Raw genomic sequence first — 22,186 nt, forward strand, 5'->3', positions numbered from 1 at the left:
AAGCATGAATCGCTGCCCGGGAAACGGGAATCCCTAGGTCAACTGCTATCAGGGCCGTCTTCGGAAGGGACGGCTTTGCCTGCAAGACGCGACGTTCAAGACAGACCGGGGCCCCATGCCGAACCACGACAGCCTTCATCTCGCCAAGCATGCTCATCGCAGCCTGCGCCGGCGCATCCATGCGGTTTTGCGCATGGCGCATCGTTGTATGGGCATGCGAAACAAGAGACTGGGCGTCGGCTCCTTGACGACGGGCGGGAGCTTGCCGTGCGGGATATCTGTTGTCGCGCAGGCTTCCGGCGGCGCAGTGAGCGGCTACTACAAGTTTCTGCTCGCATCGACTGCCCTCGCTGTCTTAGGTGTCGTCGGCCTGAGCCCGGACAAGGCCTGGGCACAGTTGTCTTGCAGTACCGTCAACACCGCGATCGGCTCGATCCCGGCCCAGAACACCATGCGGTGTTCTCCGAGCACCGGACAGGCTCTGCAGATCATCTCCAATCAGGACGGTGCACAGGGCGCGACGCCCGAAGATCTGGTCCTGGGTGGCGGCGGAAATACGGGGACAGCCGGCATCGCCCAATTCTTCCGTGGCGGCATCGACAACAGCAACAACGTCTTCATCCAACTCGGTGATCCGAACCGCCAAGCTACGACATTCAATGTCTATGCCAATCAGATGGCGATCGGCATGGGGGCAAACGCCGTCCAGAATTCATTTGCGTTAGGGGTCAACTCGAACGCTTCGGTCGCCACCGCCGCAGCCATGGGATTCAACGCCAACGCCAACAGCGCCAACGCCGTCGCAATCGGGACCAACTCGCTGGCGCTGGCAGCCAATGCCATTTCGTTCGGCCTGGCCGCCAATGCCTCGGCTGCCGACTCGATCGCCTTCGGACGTAATGCGGCGGCTTCCGGCGCAAACGGTATCGCGATTGGTACCGGTGCCAAAGTCGCGGGAGCGACGGGGCTTGCCATAGGCTCATCGGCCAACGCCACTGGCGCGAACGATATGGCATTGGGTACGAATTCATTCGCAAATGGCGGGGGCGCCCTGGCTCCCGCGACCGCTTTCGGCAACAAGTCAACCGCCAATGGTTCGGCGACGACGGCGTTTGGAACCTTGGCGAATGCCACGGGAACCAACTCAGCATCATTCGGTTATGGTGCCCTGGCGAACGGCACTGATAGCTTGGCATTCGGAACCTCCGCGAATGCCACGGGTACGAGGGCTACAGCGCTGGGATCTTTCGCGGTCGCCGGTGCCGATCAGACCACGGCGCTGGGCTGGGGAACGACGGCTTCGGCAATAGCTGGAACAGCGGTTGGTTACAATGCAACTGCCACCAATGCCAATGACGTAGCACTGGGCTCCAACTCGACCACGACTGCCGTGGTCAACACCACCGGCGCCACCATCAATGGTACAGCCTACACGTTCGCGGGCACCAATGCGGCTTCCACGGTAAGCGTCGGCTCGTCCGGCAAGGAACGGACCGTCACCAATGTCGCGGCCGGCCGGATCAGCGGCACTTCCACCGATGCGGTGAACGGCTCGCAGCTCTTCGCCACCAACCAGGCGGTGAACGCGATCGGCACTTCGGTGACCACGATCGGCAGCAACGTCAACAATCTTGGGAATTCGGCAGCCTCGACCATCGGTGGCGGCACGACCTTCAACACCGCGACCGGCACGCTGTCGGGCTTCAGCCAGAATATCAATCCGGTCAGCAACACCGGCGCGGTCGGTGCGGCGGCGGCGCAGACCACGGTCGCCGGTGCCCTGAACCAGTTGAACACCAACACCTCCAATTTGGCCAATGTCGCGGTCAAATACGATGCTCCCGGCGGCAACAAGATCACGCTCGGCGCCACGGGTGGCGTGGGAGCTCCGGCCGGCGGCGTGACGATCACCAACCTGGCCAATGGCGCGGTAACGGCTGCTTCCACCGACGGAGTCAATGGCTCTCAGCTCTTTGCCGTGCAGCAGACAGCCAACAAGGGCTGGAATGCCAATACGGGTGCGGTTGCCGGCAGCACCGGCACGGCTTCCGGCAGTGCGCTCACCAATATCGTGCCAGGCGGCACCGTGACCTATCAGGCCGGCAACAACATCGCGATCACGCAGACCGGCAGCACCATCGCCATCGCCACCTCGATGACGCCCACCTTCACCAGCGTCACGGCCGGCAATTCCACGCTCAACACCACAGGCCTGACCATCACCGGTGGTCCGAGCGTGACCACGGCCGGCATCAACGCCGCCAGCAAGGCGATCACCAATGTGGCCAACGGCGTGGCTGCCAATGATGCGGTCAATGTCAGCCAGTTGCAGGCGGTGGGCAACAATGCCAATGCCGGCTGGAATCTGTCGACCAATGGCGCGACCGGCGCCAAGAGCAATGTCGGGCCCGGCGGGACGGTTGACCTGAGCAACACCGACGGCAATGTCGTGATCGCCCACACCGGTCCGAACGCGACCTTCAACCTGGCGAGCAATCTCAATATCGCCAGCAGCATCACCGTCGGCAATTCCAAGCTCGACACCACCGGCCTGACGATCACGGGCGGGCCGAGCGTGACGACGGCCGGCATCAATGCCGCCAGCAAGGCAATCACCAATGTCGCCGCCGGTACCAATGCCACCGATGCGGTCAATCTGGGTCAGCTCAACACTGTCTCCACCTCGGTGACGAACCTGGGCAACAACGTCAACAATCTCGGCAATTCGACAGCCTCGACGATCGGCAGCGGCACCAAATATGATCCGGCGACCGGCACACTGTCCGGCTTCAGCCAGAACATCACCGCCGTCGACAACAAGGGCAACGCGGCGGCTGCACCGACGGCGACGACAACGGTGGGCGCTGCGCTGACGCAGCTCGACAAGAATACGAGCAATCTCGCCAATGCCGCGGTGAAGTATGACGATCCGCTGACGAAGAACAGCATCACCCTCGGCAATGCCGGCACGCCCGTGACCATCGGCAACGTCGCCAATGGCATTGCCGCCAATGACGCGGTGAACGTCAGTCAGTTGACCGCCGTCAGCACCATTGCCAACAAGGGCTGGAACGCCAATACGGGCACCGTGGCGGGCAGCACCGGCACGGCTTCCGGCAGTGCCTCGACCAAGATCGCGCCCGGCGACACCGTAACCTATCAGGCCGGCAACAACATCGCGATCACCCAGACCGGCAACACCATCGCCATCGCCACTTCGATGACGCCGACCTTCACCAGTGTGACAGCGGGCGGCAACAAGCTCGATGCCGGCGGTTTGACGGTCGGTAACACCACGGTGACGACGACCGGCCTGACCATCACCGGCGGTCCGAGCGTGACCACGGCCGGCATCAACGCTGCGAGCAAGGCGATCACCAATGTCGCTGCCGGCACCAATGCCACCGACGCGGTCAATCTGAGCCAGCTCAACACCGTCTCGACCTCGGTGACGAACCTGGGCAACAACGTCAACAATCTCGGCAACTCGACGGCCTCGACCATTGGCGGCGGCACGACGTTCAACACCTCGACCGGCACGTTGTCGGGCTTCAGCCAGGGCATCAAGGCTGTTGATGCCAAAGGCAATGCGGCGGCGGCTGCCACCAACTTCACCACGGTGGCCGGCGCGTTGACGCAGCTCGACGCCAACACCACCAATCTTTCAAACGCCGCGGTGAAGTATGACGACCCGGCGACCAAGACCAAGATCACCCTGGGCAATGCCGGCACCCCGGTAACCATCGGCAATGTCGCCAATGGCGTGGCGGCCAATGACGCCGTCAATGTCAGCCAGTTGCAGGCGGTTGGCAACAACGCCAATGCCGGCTGGAATCTGTCGACCAATGGCGCTACGGGCGCCAAGAGCAATGTCGGCCCTGGCGGGACGGTCGATCTGAGCAACAATGACGGCAATGTCGTCATCGCCCATAGCGGCCCGAACGCGACCTTCAACCTGGCGAGCAATCTCAATATCGCCAGCAGCATCACCGTCGGCAATTCCAAGCTCGACACCACCGGCCTGACCATCACGGGCGGTCCAAGCGTGACGACGGCCGGCATCAACGCCGCCAGCAAGGCGATCACCAATGTCGCCGCCGGCACCAATGCTACCGACGCAGTAAATCTCAGCCAGCTCAACACCGTCTCCACCTCGGTGACGAACCTGGGCAACAACGTCAACAATCTCGGCAATTCGACAGCCAGCAATCTCGGCGGTGGCTCGACCTACAATTCGACGACGGGCACGGTAAGCGCGCCGAGCTACAATATCGGCGGCACCACCTACAACAATGTCGGCAACGCCTTCAACGCGGTGAATACCAGCGTGACCGCGCTGCAGACGGACGCCTTGCAGTGGAACAAAACGCTCGGCGCCTATGATGCCAGCCATGGCAGCGGCTCGCCGCAGAAGATCACCAATGTCGCCAATGGCGCGGTGACGTCGACATCCACCGATGCGGTCAACGGCCAGCAGCTTTTCGACGTGCAACAGACGGCCAACAAGGGCTGGAACGCCAATACCGGAGCGGTTGCCGGCAGTACGGGTACGGCTTCGGGCAGCGCCTCGACCAAGATCGCCCCCGGCGACACCGTAACCTATCAGGCCGGCAACAACATCGCGATCACCCAGACCGGCAACACCATCGCCATCGCCACTTCGATGACGCCCACCTTCACCAGTGTGACGGCGGGCGGCAACAAGCTCGATGCCGGCGGTTTGACGGTCGGTAACACCACGGTGACGACGACCGGCCTGACCATCACCGATGGTCCCAGCGTGACCACGGCCGGCATCAACGCTGCGAGCAAGGCGATCACCAATGTGGCTGCCGGCACCAATGCCACCGACGCGGTCAATCTGAGCCAGCTCAACACTGTCTCGACCTCGGTGACGAACCTGGGCAACAACGTCAACAATCTGGGCAACTCGACGGCCTCGACCATCGGCAGCGGCACCAAATATGATCCGGCGACCGGTACACTGTCGGGCTTCAGTCAGAACATCACCGCCGTCGACAACAAGGGCAACGCGGCGGCTGCACCGACGGCGACGACGACGGTCGGCGGCGCGCTGACGCAGCTTGACACCAACACGACCAACCTTGCCAATGCCGCGGTCAAGTATGACGACCCGGCGACCAAGTCCAAGATCACGCTCGGCGGGGCCGGCGGCACCACCATCGGCAATCTCGCCAATGGCGTGGCGGCCAATGACGCGGTGAATGTCAGCCAGTTGCAGGCGGTTGGCAACAACGCCAATGCCGGCTGGAACCTGTCGACCAATGGCGCGACAGGCGCCAAGAGCAATGTCGGCCCCGGCGGCACGGTGGATTTCAGCAACACCGACGGCAACATCGTCATCGCCCATAACGGCCCGAACGCAACTTTCGATCTCGCCTCCAATTTAAAGATCGCCAGCAGCCTGTCGGTCGGCGCCGTCACCATCAACACCTCAAGCGTGGTGGTGGGCGCCTCCAAGCTCGACGCGGCCGGCTTGAGCATCACGGGCGGTCCGAGCGTAACCACCGCTGGCGTCGATGCGGGCGGCAAGAAGGTCACCAATGTTGCCAATGGCGATGTGACGGCAACCTCGACCGATGCGATCAATGGTTCGCAATTGTTCGGTGTCATCAGCAACGCAACCGCCAACGCGGTGCAATATGACGATGCGACCAAGACCAAGATCACCCTCGGCGGTGTCGGTGCGACCCAGCCGACCCAGATCACCAACCTTGCCAATGGTGCGGTGGTCGCGGGTTCGACCGACGCGGTCAATGGCTCGCAGCTCTATGACGTGCAGCAGACCGCCAACAAGGGCTGGAACCTGACTGCCAATGGCGCCGATTCTTCCAACGTCGCGCCCGGCGGCACGGTCGACCTCAACAATATCGACGGCAATCTCGCTATCACCAAGACCGGCAACGCCGTCACCTTCAACCTGTCCAAGGACGTCACGGTCGACACCCTGACGGCGGGTAATTCCAAGCTCGATACCAACGGCCTGACCATCACCGGCGGCCCGAGTGTGACTTCGGCCGGCATTAATGCTGCCAGCAAGGCGATCACCAATGTGGCCGCCGGCACCAACGCCACCGACGCGGTCAATCTGGGGCAGCTGAACACCGTCTCCACCTCGGTGACCAACCTGGGCAACAACGTCAACAATCTGGGCAATTCGACCGCCTCGACCCTTGGCGGCGGCACGACCTATGATCCCAATACGGGTACATTGACGGGCTTCAATCAGAACATCACGGCGGTCGACGGTAAGGGCAATGCGGCCGGTGCGCCGACCAAGTACACCGCGGTGTCCAACGCGCTGACGCAGCTCGACACCAACACGACCAATCTCGCCAATGCCGCGGTGAAGTATGACGACCCCACGAGCAAGACCAAGATCACGCTGGGCGGCATCGGGGCTGGCGATCTCACCCTGATCACCAACCTCGCCAAGGGCAATATCAGCGCGACCTCGACCGACGCGGTGAACGGCAGCCAGCTTTACGGCGTGTCGAATTCGGTCGCCAACAATTTCGGCGGTGGCTCGGTAGTGAATCCGGACGGCACGGTGAGCGCGCCGAGCTATAATATCTCGGGCAACACCTACAACAATGTCGGTAACGCACTTTCGGCCCTGGATACTACGGCGAACAAGGGGTGGAATGCCAATACCGGCACGGTAGCCGGCAGCACCGGTACGGCCACGGGAAGCGGCTCGACCAAGATCGCTCCCGGCGATACGGTGACCTACCAGGCCGGCAACAACATCGCGCTGACCCAGACCGGGAACACCATCGCCATCGCCACTTCGATGACGCCAACCTTCGACAGCGTCACGGCGGGCGGCAACAAGCTGGACTCCTCCGGTCTGACGGTCGGCAACACCACGGTGACCACCAATGGGCTGACCATCGCGGGCGGGCCAAGCGTGACCACGGCCGGCGTTGATGCGGGGAGCAAGGCGATCACCAATGTGGCCGCCGGCACGAATGCGACGGACGCGGTCAATCTGGGCCAGCTCAACACCGTCTCCACCTCGGTGACCAACCTGGGCAACAACGTCAACAATCTGGGCAATTCGAGCGCCTCTACCATTGGCAGCGGCACGACCTACGATCCCAACACCGGCACGCTGTCCGGCTTCAGCCAGAATGTCACGGCCGTCGACAACAAGGGTGACGCTGCCGAAGCACCAACCAACTACACCACGGTCGGCGGCGCGCTGACGCAGCTCGACACCAACACGACCAATCTCGCCAATGCCGCGGTGAAGTACGACGACCCGGCAGTGAAGGACAGGATCACCCTGGGCAATGCCGGCACGCCGGTGACCATCGGCAACGTCGCGAACGGCGTGGCCGCCAATGATGCGGTCAATGTCAGCCAGCTGCAGGCGGTGGGCAACAATGCCAATGCCGGCTGGAACCTGTCGACGGGCGGCGATACGGCGGGCAAGAGCAATGTCGGGCCCGGTGGCACGGTGGATCTGAGTAACACCGACGGCAATATCGTCATCGCCCATAACGGCCCGAACGCGACCTTCGATCTCGCCAAGAGCATCACCCTGGACAGCATTACGGCAGGCGGCAACACGCTCGACGCCACTGGCCTCACGGTGGGCGGCACCACGGTAACAACCACGGGGCTGACCATCGCGGGCGGGCCGAGCGTGACGACGGCCGGTATCAACGCGGCGAGCCAGAAGATCACCAATGTCGCCGATGGCAGCGACCCCAACGACGCGGTGAACTTCAGCCAGCTCAACACTGTCGCCACGTCGGTGACGAATCTCGGCAACAACGTCAACAATCTGGGCAGCACAACGGTCTCGACCATCGGCGGCGGGGCGACTTACGATCCGACCACCGGCAAGATCGCGAACTTCAGTCAGAACATCACGGCCATCGACGGGAAGGGCAATATCGGGGCCACGACCCCGCAGACTACTGTGGCCGGCGCGCTGACACAGCTCGACACCAACACGACGAACCTGTCGAACGCGGCCGTCAAATATGACGACCCGACCAAGAAGGACACCATCACGCTGGGCAATGCCGGCACGCCGGTGACCATCGGCAATGTCGCCAATGGCGTTGCCGCCAATGATGCCGTCAATGTCAGTCAGCTCGACGCGGTGAACCAGACGGCCAACAAGGGCTGGAACCTCAGCACCAACAACGGCACGACCACCAGCAACGTAGCGCCTGGAGGCACGGTCGATCTCAACAACACCGACAAGAACATCGTGATCACACAGGCCGGGTCGAATGCGACGTTCAACCTGGCCTCCGATGTAAAGATCGCCAACAGCCTGTCGGTTGGCGCCGTGACCATCGATACCAGCAGCGTGGGGGTCGGCGCCTCCAGGCTCGATGCGACGGGGCTCACCATCGCGGGCGGTCCGAGCGTGACCGTCAATGGTGTGGACGCCGGCAACAAGGCGATCACCAATGTCGCAGCAGGCACCAACGTCACCGATGCGGTGAATGTCGGCCAGTTGCAGACGGTCAGCAACGCCGCCAACAATCTGGGCAATTCGGTCGCCAGCAATCTCGGCGGCGGCTCGACCTATGACCCGACCACCGGCACGGTGAGCGCGCCGAGCTACACTATTGGCGGCACGGACTACAACAATGTCGGCAATGCCTTCAACGCGGTGAACACCTCAGTGACGGCCTTGCAGACGGATGCCCTGCAATGGAACTCGGCACTGGGTGCCTATGACGCCAGCCATGGCAGTGGCTCGCCGCAGAAGATCTCCAATGTCGCCAACGGCGTCGCTCCGAACGATGTGGTGAACGTCAGCCAGCTGGATGCTGTAAACCAGACCGCCAACAAGGGCTGGAACCTCACCGCCAACGGCGCCAATTCGTCCAATGTCGCTCCGGGCGATACGGTGGACCTCAACAACACCGACGGCAATATCGCCATCACCAAGTCGGGTAACGCGGTTACCTTCAACCTTGCCAGCGATGTCACCATCGCCAACAGCCTGACGATCGGGGCCGCCAAGATCGACACGACCGGCCTTGTCATTGATGGCGGCCCGAGCGTGACCACCAGTGGCATCGATGCCGGCGGCAAGAAGATCACCAATGTCGCCAAGGGCGACGTGTCGACGACCTCCACCGATGCGGTCAACGGCTCGCAAATCTTCAGCCTGGGCAATTCGGTGGCGAGCGGCCTCGGCGGTGGCTCGAGCTTCGATCCCGGCAGCGGCACGGTGATCACCAGCCTGAACTATGGCGGCAGTACCTTCACCTCGGTGCAGAGCGTGCTCGACAAGATCGGCGGTTCCATCAATGGCGGCGGCATCAAATATTTCCACGCCAATTCGACGGATGCCGATTCCGTCGCCAGCGGTGATGGTGCCGTGGCTATCGGACCGAAGTCGGTGGCGAGCGGCGACAAGTCTCTGGCCGCCGGCAATGGCTCGCAGTCGAGTGGCGAGTCGTCCGTGGCGGTCGGCAATAGTGCCGAGGCTTCCGGCAACGACTCGATCGCAACCGGCACGCAGGCCAAGGCCAGCGGAGAGGGATCGATTGCCACCGGCAAGAATGCCGAGGCCAGCGGCGATGGCTCAACCGCGATGGGTTCGGGCAGCCAGGCCTCGGCCGATGGGGCTACGGCGGTTGGCGCCAATTCAAAGGCGACGACGACCAACTCGACCGCCATCGGCAATGGCGCTCAGGCCTCGGCCAATGATGGCGACGTGGCGCTCGGTGCGGGCTCGGTGACCTCGACGGTGGTCAACACCAAGGGCACGACCATCAACGGCACCGACTACACCTTCGCCGGCACCAACGCGACCAGCACGGTCAGCGTGGGTTCGACGGGAAATGAGCGCACGATCACCAATGTCGCGGCCGGCCAGATTTCGGCGACCTCGACGGATGCGATCAACGGCTCGCAGCTCTATGCTACCAACCAGGCGATCGAGGCTGCCAGCCAGCAGGTCACGCAGATCGGCAACAACGTCAACAATCTCGGCACGTCGACAGCCACGACGCTGGGCGGCAACGCGACATATGATGCGAAGACGGGTACGATCTCGGGCTTCCAGCAGAACGTCACCAAGATCGACAATAAGGGCAATGTCGATACGGCCGGCCCTACCCAGTACAGCACCGTGTCGGACGCGATGACGCAGCTCAACACCAACACCACCAATCTCGCCAATGCGGCGGTGAAGTATGATGATCCATCGACCAAAATTAGCATCACCCTAGGCAATGCCGGCACACCGGTGACCATCGACAATGTCGCCAATGGGGCAGTGTCGAAGGACTCAAAGCAGGCTATCAACGGATCGCAGCTTTACAATTCCGCCAGCTCCGTGGCGGCCGCGTTGGGTGGTAACACCACCGTTGATGGCAACGGCCAACTTACTGGGACTTCCTACAAGTTGAGCACAGGCACATACAATGATGTCGGCAGTGCCCTGACCGCCCTCGACAAGCGCTTCGACGGCATCGGCGGCAACATCGCCAATCTGCAGAGCCAGGTGTCCAACAATCTCAAGGAAGCCCGGCAGGGCATTGCCTCTGCCATGGCGGCCTCGGCCCTGCGTTATGACGACAGGCCGGGCAAGGTCTCGGTTGCCGGAGGTATGGCGGTCTATCATCGTCAGGTCGGCATGGCCGCGGGCCTGGGCTGGACTTCGGAGGATGCCAAGTGGCGCGCCAATGTCGCCGGCACCTATTCGCCCGGTGGACGCAAGCCTGATTTCGGCGTGATGGGCGGCCTGTCCTACACCTTCAACTGAGGCGACAGACATCGGACGTCTCTGACCGAGGCCCTGGGCAACCGGGGCCTTTGTCGTGTCATGGGTCAACCGAGAGCGGCGAGATCCTGCCTCAGGCGGATGGCGTGGCCGTCGGGCATCCCGGCCTCGAGGCGGGCATGGCTGTCCTGCCAGATCGGTATGGCCCGGGCGAGGAGCTGCTTTCCAGCCTGCGTCAGCGCCAGCAGGCGCGAACGCCGGTCCACGGGATCGCGCATCACCTGCACCAGGCCACGGGCTTCGAGCCGCTTGAGCGCGGCGGTGAGGGTGGTGCGATCCATGGCCAGAAGTGCCGCCACAGGGCCCATCGGTGGGGGGAGGGGCGGTTGAGCGCCATCAGCAGCGAAAACTGGCTGTTGGTCAGCCCCAGCGGCCGCAAGGCATCGTCGAAGCGGCGCGCCAGCGTTCGCGCTGCCCGCTGCACATGCAGGCATAGGCAGGTATCGCGCACGATCAGGGTCGTTGCAAAAGCAACCAGAGGTTGCGGCTCGCAGTCCGAAGCGGGAGGCTCTTCGGCATCGAGCCCTATCTTGGAGGAGAACCGCTCATGGGAAAGGTGTTTTGACACGATCTAATAATGTTGATATCAACCTATTTAGTCAAGCAATACAAATCCGAGCGAGGGAGGTCGACATGCCGGCCCATTCAGTCGTGTCCCGGAAAGAGTGGCTGACGGCGCGCAAGGCGCTTCTGATCAAGGAAAAGGAGGCGACGCGGGCGCGCGATCGCCTCAATGCCGAGCGCATGGCTCTACCCTGGGTCAAGGTCGACAAGGCCTATCTGTTCGACACGCCCGAGGGGCGGCGCACGCTGGCGGAGTTGTTCGACGGGCGCAGCCAGTTGATCGTCTATCATTTCATGCTGGGCCCCGATTGGAAGGCTGGCTGCCCCGGCTGCTCCTTCCTGGCGGATCATCTCGACGGCGCCCTGGCCCATCTCAACCATCACGACGTCACGCTCACGGCCGTCTCGCGCGCGCCGCTGGAGAAGATCGAGGCCTATAAGGCGCGCATGGGCTGGCGTTTCCCCTGGGCTTCGGCCTTCGGCAGCGATTTCAACTTCGACTACCACGTCTCCTTCAGCCGGGAGGACCTGGCGGGCGAAGAGATCACCTATAATTTCACCAGCCAGCCGAGTGCCCAGGGCCATGACGAACTGCCCGGGCTGAGCGCCTTCTACAAGGATGAGCAGGGCGAGGTGTTTCACACCTATTCGAGCTATGCCCGTGGTCCGGAGGAACTGATCGGCACCCTGATGATCCTCGACCGGGCGCCCAAGGGGCGCAACGAGGCGACCACCATGGATTTCGTGCGCCGGCACGACGAATACCAGGACTAAAGCGTTTTGCGATGAGACGGCGTCACCAAGAATCGCAAAGACGCTCCAGCCAATCCGTTGGATTGGCTTGGAAACAAAGAGCTGGAGCAAAGCGTGTTCAGTCATGAATGCGCTTTGCTCCAGATTGCCGCGGTCGAGGCGGTTGCATTCATGAGCAGCGGAGGCCTGTCGCCAGGCCGCCCTGTCGTTCGCCTATCGTTTCTTCCAAGAACAGAAATCCGGCATCGGGGAGCCGGCATCCAAGGGAGCCTGTCATGACGGTCACACACGGAGACTTCGTCTGGTATGAATTGATGACCACGGATGTGAAGGGGGCCGCGGCCTTCTATGCCGCCGTGCTGGGTTGGGAGGCGGCGGATTCCGGCATGCCGGGCCCGGCCTATATGCTGTTTTCCAACAAGGGCGCGCTGGTCGCCGGCCTCATGGACATTCCGCCCGATGCCGCCGCCCGCAACACCCCGCCGAACTGGAGCGGTTTCGTCGCAGCCGACGACGTTGACGCTTCGGCGGCCGAGGTGACCAGGCTCGGAGGCAAGATCTACCGCGCTCCGGACGATATTCCGGGCATCGGCCGTTTCGCCATTGCGGCCGATCCCGACGGTGCCGTGTTCGGCTTGTTCAAGGGGCAGGGCGAGGCGCCGGAGATGCCGGGCCTGGGCACGCCCGGCCATATCGCCTGGCGTGAGCTGCATGCCGGCGACGCGGCGGGCGCTCTTGCATTCTATTCCAAGCTGTTCGGCTGGGAGAAGCGCGAGGGCCTCGATATGGGGCCGATGGGCGTCTATCAGCTCTATGGCAAGAAGGGCACCGACTATGGTGGCGTGATGACCAGGACTGAGGACATGTGCGGACCGATATGGGTTTACTATGTCCAGGTCGAGGACATCGACGAGACGGCCCGGCGCGTTGCCGCCAATGGCGGCACGATCACGCTGGAGCCGATGGAAGTGCCCGGCGAGATGTGGGTGATCCAGGCCCGCGATCCTCAGGGTGCGCTGACCGCCATGGTCGGACCCCGACCCCGGTCCTGATCACGACACCCGATTGGGGATGATGAAGGCTCCGCAGGAAGTGGCTGCGGAGCCTTCGTCATACACCAGGTCCCATCGCAAACGCTCTCGCTCAATTTGTAAGACAAGAGCTTGCCTCGCTCTGGCAAAGGCCTTATCGCTACAAGGAGAAACGGCGGATTCGAGCCGTCCTTCGGGCCCGCAACGGGCATCATGAGACAAAAGGTGCGACGCGATGCGCGGGGCTTCGGCTGGCGGTTTTCGGTCGCGGGGAAATGACGAGGCGAGGCGATGAAAGTCCTGATTCTGGGTGCGGCCGGTATGGTTGGCCGCAAATTGCTGGAGAGCATGAGCCGCGACGGCAAGCTTGGCGGCAAGCCCGTAAGCGAAGCCCTGCTCAGCGACGTCGTGCTGCCCGAGGTTCCCGCCGGCTTGCCCTTCGCCTGCAGCGCCAGCCAGGACGACCTGCCCGTGCCCGGCACGGTCGAGCGCCTGATCGATACCCGCCCGGATGTGATCGTCCATCTCGCCGCCATCGTATCGGGTGAAGCCGAGGCCGATTTCGAAAAGGGCTATCGTATCAATCTGGAAGGCACCCAGCGCCTGTTCGACGCGATCCGTCAGGCCCATGGCGATGCCAGGCCGGGCGAGGGCTATTATCCGCGCGTGATTTTTTCCTCTTCGATTGCGGTGTTCGGCGCGCCCTTCCCGGAGCGTATCGGCGACGAGTTCTTCAACACGCCCCTGACTTCCTATGGCACGCAGAAGGCAATCGGCGAATTGCTGCTGGCCGACTACAGCCGCCGCGGCTTCTTCGACGGCATCGGCATCCGCCTGCCGACCATCGCGGTGCGTCCGGGCAAGCCCAACAAGGCGGCCTCCGGCTTCTTCTCGGGCATTCTGCGCGAGCCGCTGAACGGGCAGGAGGCGATCCTGCCTGTCTCGGACGACGTGCGCCATTGGTTCGCAAGCCCGCGCTCGGCGGTCGGTTTCCTGCACCATTCCGCGGCGATCGACACGGCCCGCCTGGGCGCTCGGCGCAATCTTTCCATGCCCGGCCTTTCCGCAACGGTGGCCGAGGAGATCGAGGCCCTGCGTAGGGCAGCCGGCGACAAGGCGGTGGCGCTGATCAAACAGCAGCCCGATCCCGTGATCGAGAAGATCGTGGCGGGTTGGCCGCGCGATTTCGATACGGCACGTGCCCTCGAACTCGGCTTCATCGCGGACCGCGACATGGATGCCATCGTGCAGGCTCACATCGAGGACGAACTCGGCGGCAAGCTGACGGCTCTCTGACCGAAGCGTGTTTGGGCAAAACGCCTCCTTGCGGCAGGCGATTTCACCAAACCGCAAAACGTTTTGGAGCACCGGGCCGAAAAATAGATGCTGATTTTCGGCAAAAACCACGCGGCAACAACAACCCGCAGCATCAGGCCCAATTCCGGAATCGGACCTGATGCTGTAGGCGTTGGCAGCGCCCTTCGATCAATTTTGTTCCGCGAGAGTAATCTGGCATGTCCGCACCCGATCTTCTGATGCCCAAGCCCATGCTTGCCCAAACGGTCGAGGCCCTTGACCAGGCCTTCACCGTGCACAAGCTCTGGCTGGCCGAAGATCCCGAGGCCATGCTGGCCGGAATTGCGGACCGGGTGCGCTTCCTCGCTGCCGGCGGTCACGCCCATGTCGACGAGGCGCTGCTCGCGGCCCTGCCCAAGCTCGAAATCATTGCCAATTTCGGCGTCGGCTATGATTCCGTCGATGCCGCGGCAGCCGCGAGGCATGGTGTCATCGTCACCAATACGCCCGAAGTCCTCAATGAGGATGTCGCCGATCTCGCCATGGCCTTGCTGCTGGCGACCATCCGCGAAATACCGCAGGCGGATCGCTTCCTGCGGCAGGGCAAATGGTTGAGCGAGAACTATCCGCTGACGAAGGCAACGCTGCGCGGGCGCACGTTGGGTATCGTGGGCCTGGGCCGGATCGGCAAGGCGATCGCTCGCCGCGCCGAGGCCTTTGGCCTGAAGATCGCCTATTACGGACGCAGCCGCCAGGCGGATGTGGCCTATGCCTATCATGCCAGCGTGCGGGCGCTGGCGGAGGCGGTGGATACGCTGATGATCATCGTCCCCGGCGGGGCGGAAACGCGCAATCTGGTCGATGCCGATGTGCTCAAGGCACTTGGCCCCGAAGGCGTGCTGATCAATGTCGCCCGCGGTTCGGTGGTCGATGAGAACGCCCTCATCGAGGCATTGCGCAATCGCACCATTCTCGCGGCAGGGCTCGACGTCTTCGCCGACGAGCCGCGCGTGCCCGAGGGGCTGGCGGCGCTCGACAATGCGGTGTTGTTGCCGCATGTTGGCTCGGCCACCATTCATACCCGCCGAGCCATGGGCCAGTTGGTGGTCGACAATCTCGTCTCCTGGCGCGATGGCAAGGGCCCGCTGACGCCGGTGGCTGAAACGCCCTGGCCGCGAAAGACGACCTGAGGGCCGGCGGCTGCATCTGCGTACACGACTGTCGAGTCCCGCCGGACCCCTGGTCCGGCGTAGGTGTGCTCGTGCCTGATCCAGGAGGAGCTCTCCATCTCGTTGCATGGCAACCGTGCCTGCAAGCAAAACGCGATGCCGGATAGGCATTTTTGCGAACTCGTTCCGGCGTCCCTACGCGTCGGCAGCGGACCTGCAAGTCTTATATTACCACACGGAAAATGATTTGCCCGTGGTGGGAGTCGTATTTCGACTTTTGCCTGATGGGTAGAGATAATATGTGTTTATTTAATATGTTCCAATTATAAAACACCAATATAGACTTACAATATGCAGATTTATAAATTATACATACCGAAATCGGTAGTAATTTATTCAGCGGAAGCTCGTGTATCCGGGTTGTGTCTTTTGAGTGACACATATTCGCCAAAATGTTTTCTGTCGGTTCCGAGGCATGGGAATTCTATTGTAGCATTTTCTAGAATATCGCACCCTTACTGCGACGATTCACGTGGCGGCCAAATGCTTCTCAAGCATGCGCCAAGTTCGGTCGGCTGTTGCGAGTGGGGTGTCATGTCAAGAAGTCCCCTCGTGCAAGTAAAATAATGTCCCGGAGGGGGTTCTGATGACGATGAAATCCGCACTTCTCGGCGCTGCTGCAGGCATTGCCGCCATTGGCGCCGCGCAGGCTGCCGACCTGCCCATGACCAAGGGCGAAGCCGTTGAATATGTGAAGGTCTGCTCGGCCTTCGGGCCTGGCTTTTTCTACATTCCCGGCAGCGACACCTGCCTCAAGATCGGCGGAGAGATCCGCGCAGACTACCGCGCGTTTGGCGGCGACCGGGTAGGCATCAATTCGGCTCCGACATCAATCAACAATGTCTTGACCAATGTTGGCCAGAGCCGGAATGATGATCGCTCGGCCTTCAACACGCAGGCCCGTATCTGGTTCGATGCCCGCACGCAGACCGATTGGGGCGTGCTGCGTTCCTACTTCCAGATCAATGCCGACTCGCATCCGATTTCGGCTCAAGGCCGTGGCGGCACCTACAACGGCAACACCTTTACGATCGACAAGGCCTTCATCCAGTTCGGTGGCCTGACGGCTGGTTATGCCCATTCGTTCTTCGGCTTCTACGATAACGAGTATGGCGATACGATCTGGGCGGCCTACTACTCGGAAACCAGCACGGTTAACCTGCTCGCCTACACCGCCCAGTTCGGCGGTGGCTTCCAGGCCACGCTGTCGATCGAGGATGGCCGCGACCACCGTGTTAACGACGTTGGCATCAGTGGCACCGTCCCCGGCATCGGTCTTACCAGCGTGGACATCAACCTGCAGGGTGGGCAACAGCTCCCGGACGTGGTTGGTCAGCTGCGCTATGACTCAACTTGGGGATCCTTGGCCCTCCAAGGAGCTCTCCACCAGCTGCGCTCACCCGAAACTGTCGACGTGACGGCGACGTCGGGCGGCAACACCGGCACCCTTTCCATCCCGACGACTCACGACAACAAATACGGCTACGCCATCGGCGGTACTGCCCTCATTAAAATACCGGCCATCGATGGCGGGCATTTTATCGTTGAAGGTCAGTATGCTGATGGCGCCACCGAATATCTCGGCGTCAAGAACAGCCTCGGCACGCTCATCGGCTTGTCGGACCTCTTCCCCTCGTCGATCGGGCCAGGAGGTATTTCGGGCTATGGCAGAACCAAGGGCTGGTCGATCGTGGCCGAACTCGGTGGCAATATCACGCCGCAGCTCAACGCCAATCTTGTGGGTAGCTACATCGACGTGAAGGCCGACGGTATCCTGCGAAACGTCATCCCGGGTATCGATATCTCGCTCAAGGAATACACCATCGCGGGCAATCTGACCTATATGATCGTCAAGGGCCTCTCAGTGGCTGGCGAGGTATCCTATACCCACACCAAGCAGGAAGTCGGCATCGGGCCGTTGGGGTCTGCGGATGGCTCCGCCAACTCCTGGCAGGGCGGTGTTCGCCTGAAGCGCACCTTCTGATCCGAACTGGACGATCTGAAAGCGGGGCCCGGCGTGAGCCGGGCCCCGCTTGGCCTATTGTGCTTGTTGCCACGAAGTTGTGCTGTGCGTTTTTGCAGTGCCCTCAAGAAAATGTGATGTTACGTTTTTTAGATGTAACGCTAAATGTATTTCGATATGGTAACGTATATTGGAATACCTTACGTATAGCTGTTGAAGTGCAGTGCATTTTGCGGAGTCTTCCCAGTCCTGGGGAAGTCGCGATGGAATATTTCAAAGTGTTTGCTGAAAGAGTGTCAGGCAATGTAGCGCGATCGAACCGGGCGTGAAGTGAGTGAAGAAATGCAGGAAAGAGCGAGCCGTCCCTTCCAGAAGAACGCCACATCGCTACAGATCGATTGGAAGCGATTTGGCGACGATTTGCGGAGTGTGCGCGCAACGCGCGGGCTGACTTATCGGCAATTCGGTGCGCTCACGGGCGTGACCTTCAGCACGCTGGCGCGCCTTGAATCCTCCTATCTGCCTTGCAATGCCGAAACTTTCGTGACCCTCGCGGTAGAGATGGGCCGAGATCCGCTGACTTATGCGATCCGCGGCAGTGCTGGTGTGAGCGGCGTGCTCGCTCAGGAAACCGACGCGGCTTGATCGCCGGCGCGGTTGAAACGCTGGGCAAGGAGGGGCAGGCGCGCCTGTTGCTCCGGCGGTAAAGCTGATAGGGTCCTTTGGTCCCCTTTGCCGATTTGCCCGCTCCCTTCATGCTTGATCGCTCCACGCCGGTTCCCCTCTATTTCCAACTCGCCGAGACCTTGAGAGATGGAATTTCGCAGGGCCTCTACGCAGCGGGCGGGAGGCTTCCTTCCGAACATGAGCTCTGCGCCCGCTACGACGTCTCGCGCAGCGTCGTTCGCCAGGCACTGCAGTCGCTGGCGCTGCAGGGGCTGATCGAAACCGAGCGGGGCCGCGGTGCCTTCGTGCGCGAGCGCAAGGTGCCGATCAATCTAAGCCAACGCCTTGACCCGTTGCGCGAGGATCTGGCGCGGGCCGGCTTCAAACTGAGCACAAAAATCCTGGCGCAACGCCTGATCGACACCCCCGTGGCCATCGCCGAGCGTATCGGCGACACCAAGGCCGTGTTGATCGAACGGCTGCGCTATGCCGATGGCGAGGTGCTGCTGCTGGTGCGCAACTACCTGCCCTATGGCCGGGTGCCGGGATTGCTGACCCATCCGGGGCTCGAGCAGGTCTCGCTCTACGAATGCCTCGAACGGGATTTCGGCGTGATCGTTTCCAGCGGCCAGCGCACTGTGGAAATCGGCACGGCCGATGCGGAGATTGCCGGCCATCTCGGGCTCGATCCCGGATCGCATGTGCTCTTCAACCGTGAACTTACCTATGATCAGGAAGGGAGGCCGGTGGAATATTACGAATCCTGGCACCACCCCGATCGTACGCGCCTGACCATCGAATTGCATCGGGCGCGCTGAAGGACGGTTCTTAAGAAGTTGCCGGGAGCAAAGCTCTCGCTTTTGCCGCGATCGCTTCGGGCGTGAGGCCGAAATGCCGGTAAAGTTGCGGGCCGGGCGCACTCTCGCCGAAGGCGTCGATGCCAACAACCGCGCCGGGACCGCGCAGGAATTGGTACCAGTAGATCGACGAGGCAGCCTCGACGAACAAAGTGGGCGTGCCGGGCGCCAGCACCGCGTCGCGATAGGCCGCGGGCTGGCTGGCAAAAATATTGGCGTTTGGGATCGATACCACCCGCGTGCGGATGCCCTCTGCTGCGAGATGCGCTGCGGCTTCGGCGACGAGTCCCAGCTCGGAGCCGGTTCCGGCAAGGACGAGATCAGGGTGCTCAGCCGGTTCGGAAAGCACATAGCCGCCACGCCGGATCGCCTGCCGGTGTTCAGGGACATGGGCAATCGCCGGAGCGTCCTGGCGGGCCGCGACGATGACGCTGGGGCCCTCACGGCCCACTGCCGCTTCCCAGGCAAGGAGCGCTTCGAGTTCGCTCCCGGGGCGCCATAGCGACAGGCCGGGAATGGCGCGCAAGGCGAGGAGTTGTTCGGCGGGCTGGTGAGTCGGCCCGTCCTCACCGACGCCGATGGAATCATGCGTGTAGAGGAAGATCGCCTTGAGTTTCATCAGGGCGGCGAGGCGCACGGCGTTGCGGGCATAGTCGCTGAAGACCAGATAGGTCGAGCCGAAGGGGATCAGACCGCCGTGAGCAGCCATGCCGTTCATCACGGCGGACATGCCGAATTCGCGCACGCCGTAGTGGATGAAATTGCCGGCGAAATCCCCGGGCAGGATTGATTTGGAAGCCGGCGTCCAGGCCAGAGTGGACTGGCTGAGATCGGCCGAGCCGCCGATCAGCTCCGGCAGCATCGCGGTGAAACGGGCAAGCACCTTGCTGGAGGCCTTGCGCAGAGGCTGGCGGGCCGGCGGCTCCCTCACCAGGGCATCGGCATAATCGGCCACGGCCGTGGCGAAAGCTGCGGGCGCTTCGCCGGCCATGCGACGCTGCAATTCCGCGGCAAGATCTGGATAGGCTGCCTGATAGCGGGTGAACAGCGCCTCCCAGGCCGCCTGGCTGTCAGCTCCACGACCGTGCGCATCCCAGCCGGCGCGGATGGAGGGCGGCACCTCATGCGGCGGATAGGGCCAGCCCAGTGTCTCGCGGGTCGCGGCGGCCTCGGTGGCACCCAGCGGGGCGCCGTGGACTTCTTCCTTGCCCTGCTTGTTGGGGGCGCCGAAACCGATGATGGTGCGGCAGCAGATCAGGCTGGGCCTGTCATGCACGGCGCGCGCCTCCTCGATCGCCGCCTGCACGGTGCCTGCATCATGGCCGTCGACATCGGCGACCACGTGCCAGCCCAGCGCCCGGAAGCGCGCCGGCGTGTCGTCCGCGAACCACGCCTTGACCTCGCCGTCGATCGAGATGCCGTTGTCGTCATAGAAGGCGATCAGCCTGCCGAGGCCAAGCGCGCCGGCGAACGAAGCAGCCTCCTGCGCCACTCCTTCCATCAGGCAGCCGTCACCGAGGAAGACATAGGTGTGGTGATCGATGACAGGAAAGCCATCGCGGTTGAATTCGGCCGCCAGCTTGCGCTCGGCAAGCGCCATGCCGACGGCATTGGCGAAACCTTGGCCGAGCGGGCCGGTGGTCGTCTCGACCCCCGGCGTCATGCCATGTTCGGGATGGCCCGGCGTCTTGGATCCAGGCTTGCGATGGGCCTTCAAATCTTCCAGCGAGAGATCATAGCCTGACAGATGCAGCAGGGAATAGATCAGCATCGCGCCATGGCCGTTCGACTGTACGAAGCGGTCGCGATCGATCCAGGCCGGGTCGGCCGGATTGTGCTTGAGGAAGCGGTTCCACAGCACCTCGGCGATATCGGCCATGCCCATGGCGGTGCCGGGATGACCTGTCCCAGCCGCCTCGATGGTATCGACGGTCAGGAAGCGGATGGCGTTGGCGAGGTCGCGCGGGGAGAGGGCGGGGCGTTCGTCGAAGCTCATGGCGTTTCCCAGATGGTTCGTATCTTGTAATCCTGTCCGTACAAGTAGGACGCATAAGTTATGCTGTCAAATGCCGCGGTTTCCTGGCCTGGATTGCCTCGCTCAGCGCGCAATGACGAAAGCAGGAACTGGCCCGGTCGAAGCCGCCCTAGCCCTTCACATAGCGCCGCCAGGGATGTTCCTCCCGGAAGCCCAGGAGCTCGCGAGCCTTCTTGTTGGAAAGCAGCGTCTCATATTCGCCGAGCGTGCCTTTCACCGGCACATCGGGATAGAAGCGCCGGAGCAGTTCGGCGGTCGGCAGATTGGACGAGGTGTCGTCGTTGACGGCATTGAAGACCTGGAAGCCGAGGCCGTCCTTCTCAATGGCGAGCCGGGTGATCTGGCCGAGGTCGCGCGCATCGATATAGCTCCAAGCGATGCGCTTGCGGAAGCCTGGATCGGCGAACCATTTGGGGAAGTTTTCGGTGTAGTCTTCGGGGATGAGGACGTTGCCGATGCGAAGCGCATAGATGTCGGTGGCTTCGCGCAGCGCGAAGGCGCGAGCCGTCTTCTCGTTGACGACCTTGGAGAGGGCGTAGCTGTCCATCGGGTCGACGTCATAGTCCTCGTCGAGGGGAAAATAGGCGGGACTGCGATGTTCATGGGCGAAGACGACGCCATAGGTCGTCTCGCTCGAGGCAATCACGACCTTGCGGATGCCGAGCTTGGTCGCTGCCTCGATGACGTTGTAGGTACCGAGCGCATTGACGCGGAACACCTCGTTGTCAGGCACGATCATGATGCGCGGAATGGCGGCGAAATGAACGACGGCATCGACCTTCTGCGGGCGCAAGGAGGCGTCGAACTCGTGGGTGCCCATATAGCTCGACAGCGCATTGAAGACCTGGCCGGCATCTGTGATGTCGGCGATCAGCGTGCGTACGCGCGGATCGTCCAATGGCCGGGTGTCGATATTGAGCACCTGGTAGCCGTGATCGAGGAGATCCTTCACCACATGGCGCCCGGCCTTGCCGCTGCCGCCGGTGAACATGATGCGCTTGGCCAT

General features: G+C 62.4%; 10 protein-coding genes and 1 pseudogene. 8 read left to right on the forward strand and 3 right to left on the reverse strand.

Features of this window, described 5'->3' with window-relative positions; genetic code table 11:
- Positions 1-307 precede the first annotated feature (307 nt).
- On the forward strand, positions 308-10,768 hold the full coding sequence (locus tag ACN6KF_RS01065; protein WP_434955049.1) for a beta strand repeat-containing protein: 10,461 nt from the start codon (positions 308-310) through the stop codon (positions 10,766-10,768).
- Between the two features lie 65 nt (positions 10,769-10,833).
- Here the strand turns inward: ACN6KF_RS01065 and ACN6KF_RS01070 are convergent.
- Positions 10,834-11,264, reverse strand: a pseudogene (locus ACN6KF_RS01070) (MarR family winged helix-turn-helix transcriptional regulator).
- A gap of 155 nt (positions 11,265-11,419) precedes the next feature.
- On the opposite strand from ACN6KF_RS01070, the gene ACN6KF_RS01075 reads away from it, so the two are divergent.
- The 7 genes from ACN6KF_RS01075 (at position 11,420) to ACN6KF_RS01105 (ending at position 19,106) form a co-directional block, all read left to right on the forward strand.
- Positions 11,420-12,124, forward strand: coding sequence for a DUF899 domain-containing protein (locus tag ACN6KF_RS01075; RefSeq protein WP_434955050.1), 705 nt, complete (start codon positions 11,420-11,422; stop codon positions 12,122-12,124).
- 254 nt (positions 12,125-12,378) lie between these two features.
- On the forward strand, positions 12,379-13,155 hold the full coding sequence (locus ACN6KF_RS01080) for a VOC family protein (RefSeq protein ID WP_434955051.1): 777 nt from the start codon (positions 12,379-12,381) through the stop codon (positions 13,153-13,155).
- A 270-nt stretch (positions 13,156-13,425) separates the two neighbouring features.
- Positions 13,426-14,430, forward strand: a complete 1,005-nt coding sequence (denD, locus tag ACN6KF_RS01085; RefSeq protein ID WP_434955052.1) for a D-erythronate dehydrogenase — start codon at positions 13,426-13,428, stop codon at positions 14,428-14,430.
- A gap of 218 nt (positions 14,431-14,648) precedes the next feature.
- Positions 14,649-15,620, forward strand: a complete 972-nt coding sequence (locus tag ACN6KF_RS01090) for a 2-hydroxyacid dehydrogenase (RefSeq protein ID WP_434955053.1) — start codon at positions 14,649-14,651, stop codon at positions 15,618-15,620.
- Positions 15,621-16,245: 625 nt separating this feature from the next.
- On the forward strand, positions 16,246-17,643 hold the full coding sequence (locus ACN6KF_RS01095; RefSeq protein WP_434955054.1) for a porin: 1,398 nt from the start codon (positions 16,246-16,248) through the stop codon (positions 17,641-17,643).
- Between the two features lie 309 nt (positions 17,644-17,952).
- Positions 17,953-18,267, forward strand: a complete 315-nt coding sequence (locus ACN6KF_RS01100) for a helix-turn-helix domain-containing protein (protein WP_434955055.1) — start codon at positions 17,953-17,955, stop codon at positions 18,265-18,267.
- A gap of 110 nt (positions 18,268-18,377) precedes the next feature.
- Positions 18,378-19,106, forward strand: coding sequence for a GntR family transcriptional regulator (locus ACN6KF_RS01105; protein WP_434955056.1), 729 nt, complete (start codon positions 18,378-18,380; stop codon positions 19,104-19,106).
- Between the two features lie 10 nt (positions 19,107-19,116).
- Here the strand turns inward: ACN6KF_RS01105 and tkt are convergent, their stop codons facing one another.
- Both tkt and ACN6KF_RS01115 read right to left on the reverse strand, forming a co-directional pair.
- The gene (gene tkt, locus ACN6KF_RS01110; protein ID WP_434955057.1) at positions 19,117-21,141 is read right to left on the reverse strand and encodes a transketolase; all 2,025 of its coding nucleotides are present in this window, start codon (positions 21,139-21,141) and stop codon (positions 19,117-19,119) included.
- Positions 21,142-21,289: 148 nt separating this feature from the next.
- A complete protein-coding gene (locus ACN6KF_RS01115; RefSeq protein WP_434955058.1) occupies positions 21,290-22,186 on the reverse strand; it encodes an NAD-dependent epimerase/dehydratase family protein in 897 nt (298 codons plus the stop codon).

The sequence above is a fragment of the Labrys methylaminiphilus subsp. lupini genome (genome assembly GCF_051161885.1).
GTDB lineage: Bacteria > Pseudomonadota > Alphaproteobacteria > Rhizobiales > Labraceae > Labrys.

Coding starts and splice junctions, on each gene's coding strand:
- ACN6KF_RS01075 (WP_434955050.1), top strand. CDS start 11,420: ATGCCGGCCCATTCAGTCGTGTCCCGGAAAGAGTGGCTGACGGCGCGC.
- denD (WP_434955052.1), top strand. CDS start 13,426: ATGAAAGTCCTGATTCTGGGTGCGGCCGGTATGGTTGGCCGCAAATTG.
- ACN6KF_RS01080 (WP_434955051.1), top strand. CDS start 12,379: ATGACGGTCACACACGGAGACTTCGTCTGGTATGAATTGATGACCACG.
- tkt (WP_434955057.1), bottom strand. CDS start 21,141: ATGAGCTTCGACGAACGCCCCGCCCTCTCCCCGCGCGACCTCGCCAAC.
- ACN6KF_RS01095 (WP_434955054.1), top strand. CDS start 16,246: ATGACGATGAAATCCGCACTTCTCGGCGCTGCTGCAGGCATTGCCGCC.
- ACN6KF_RS01090 (WP_434955053.1), top strand. CDS start 14,649: ATGTCCGCACCCGATCTTCTGATGCCCAAGCCCATGCTTGCCCAAACG.
- ACN6KF_RS01115 (WP_434955058.1), bottom strand. CDS start 22,186: ATGGCCAAGCGCATCATGTTCACCGGCGGCAGCGGCAAGGCCGGGCGC.
- ACN6KF_RS01105 (WP_434955056.1), top strand. CDS start 18,378: ATGCTTGATCGCTCCACGCCGGTTCCCCTCTATTTCCAACTCGCCGAG.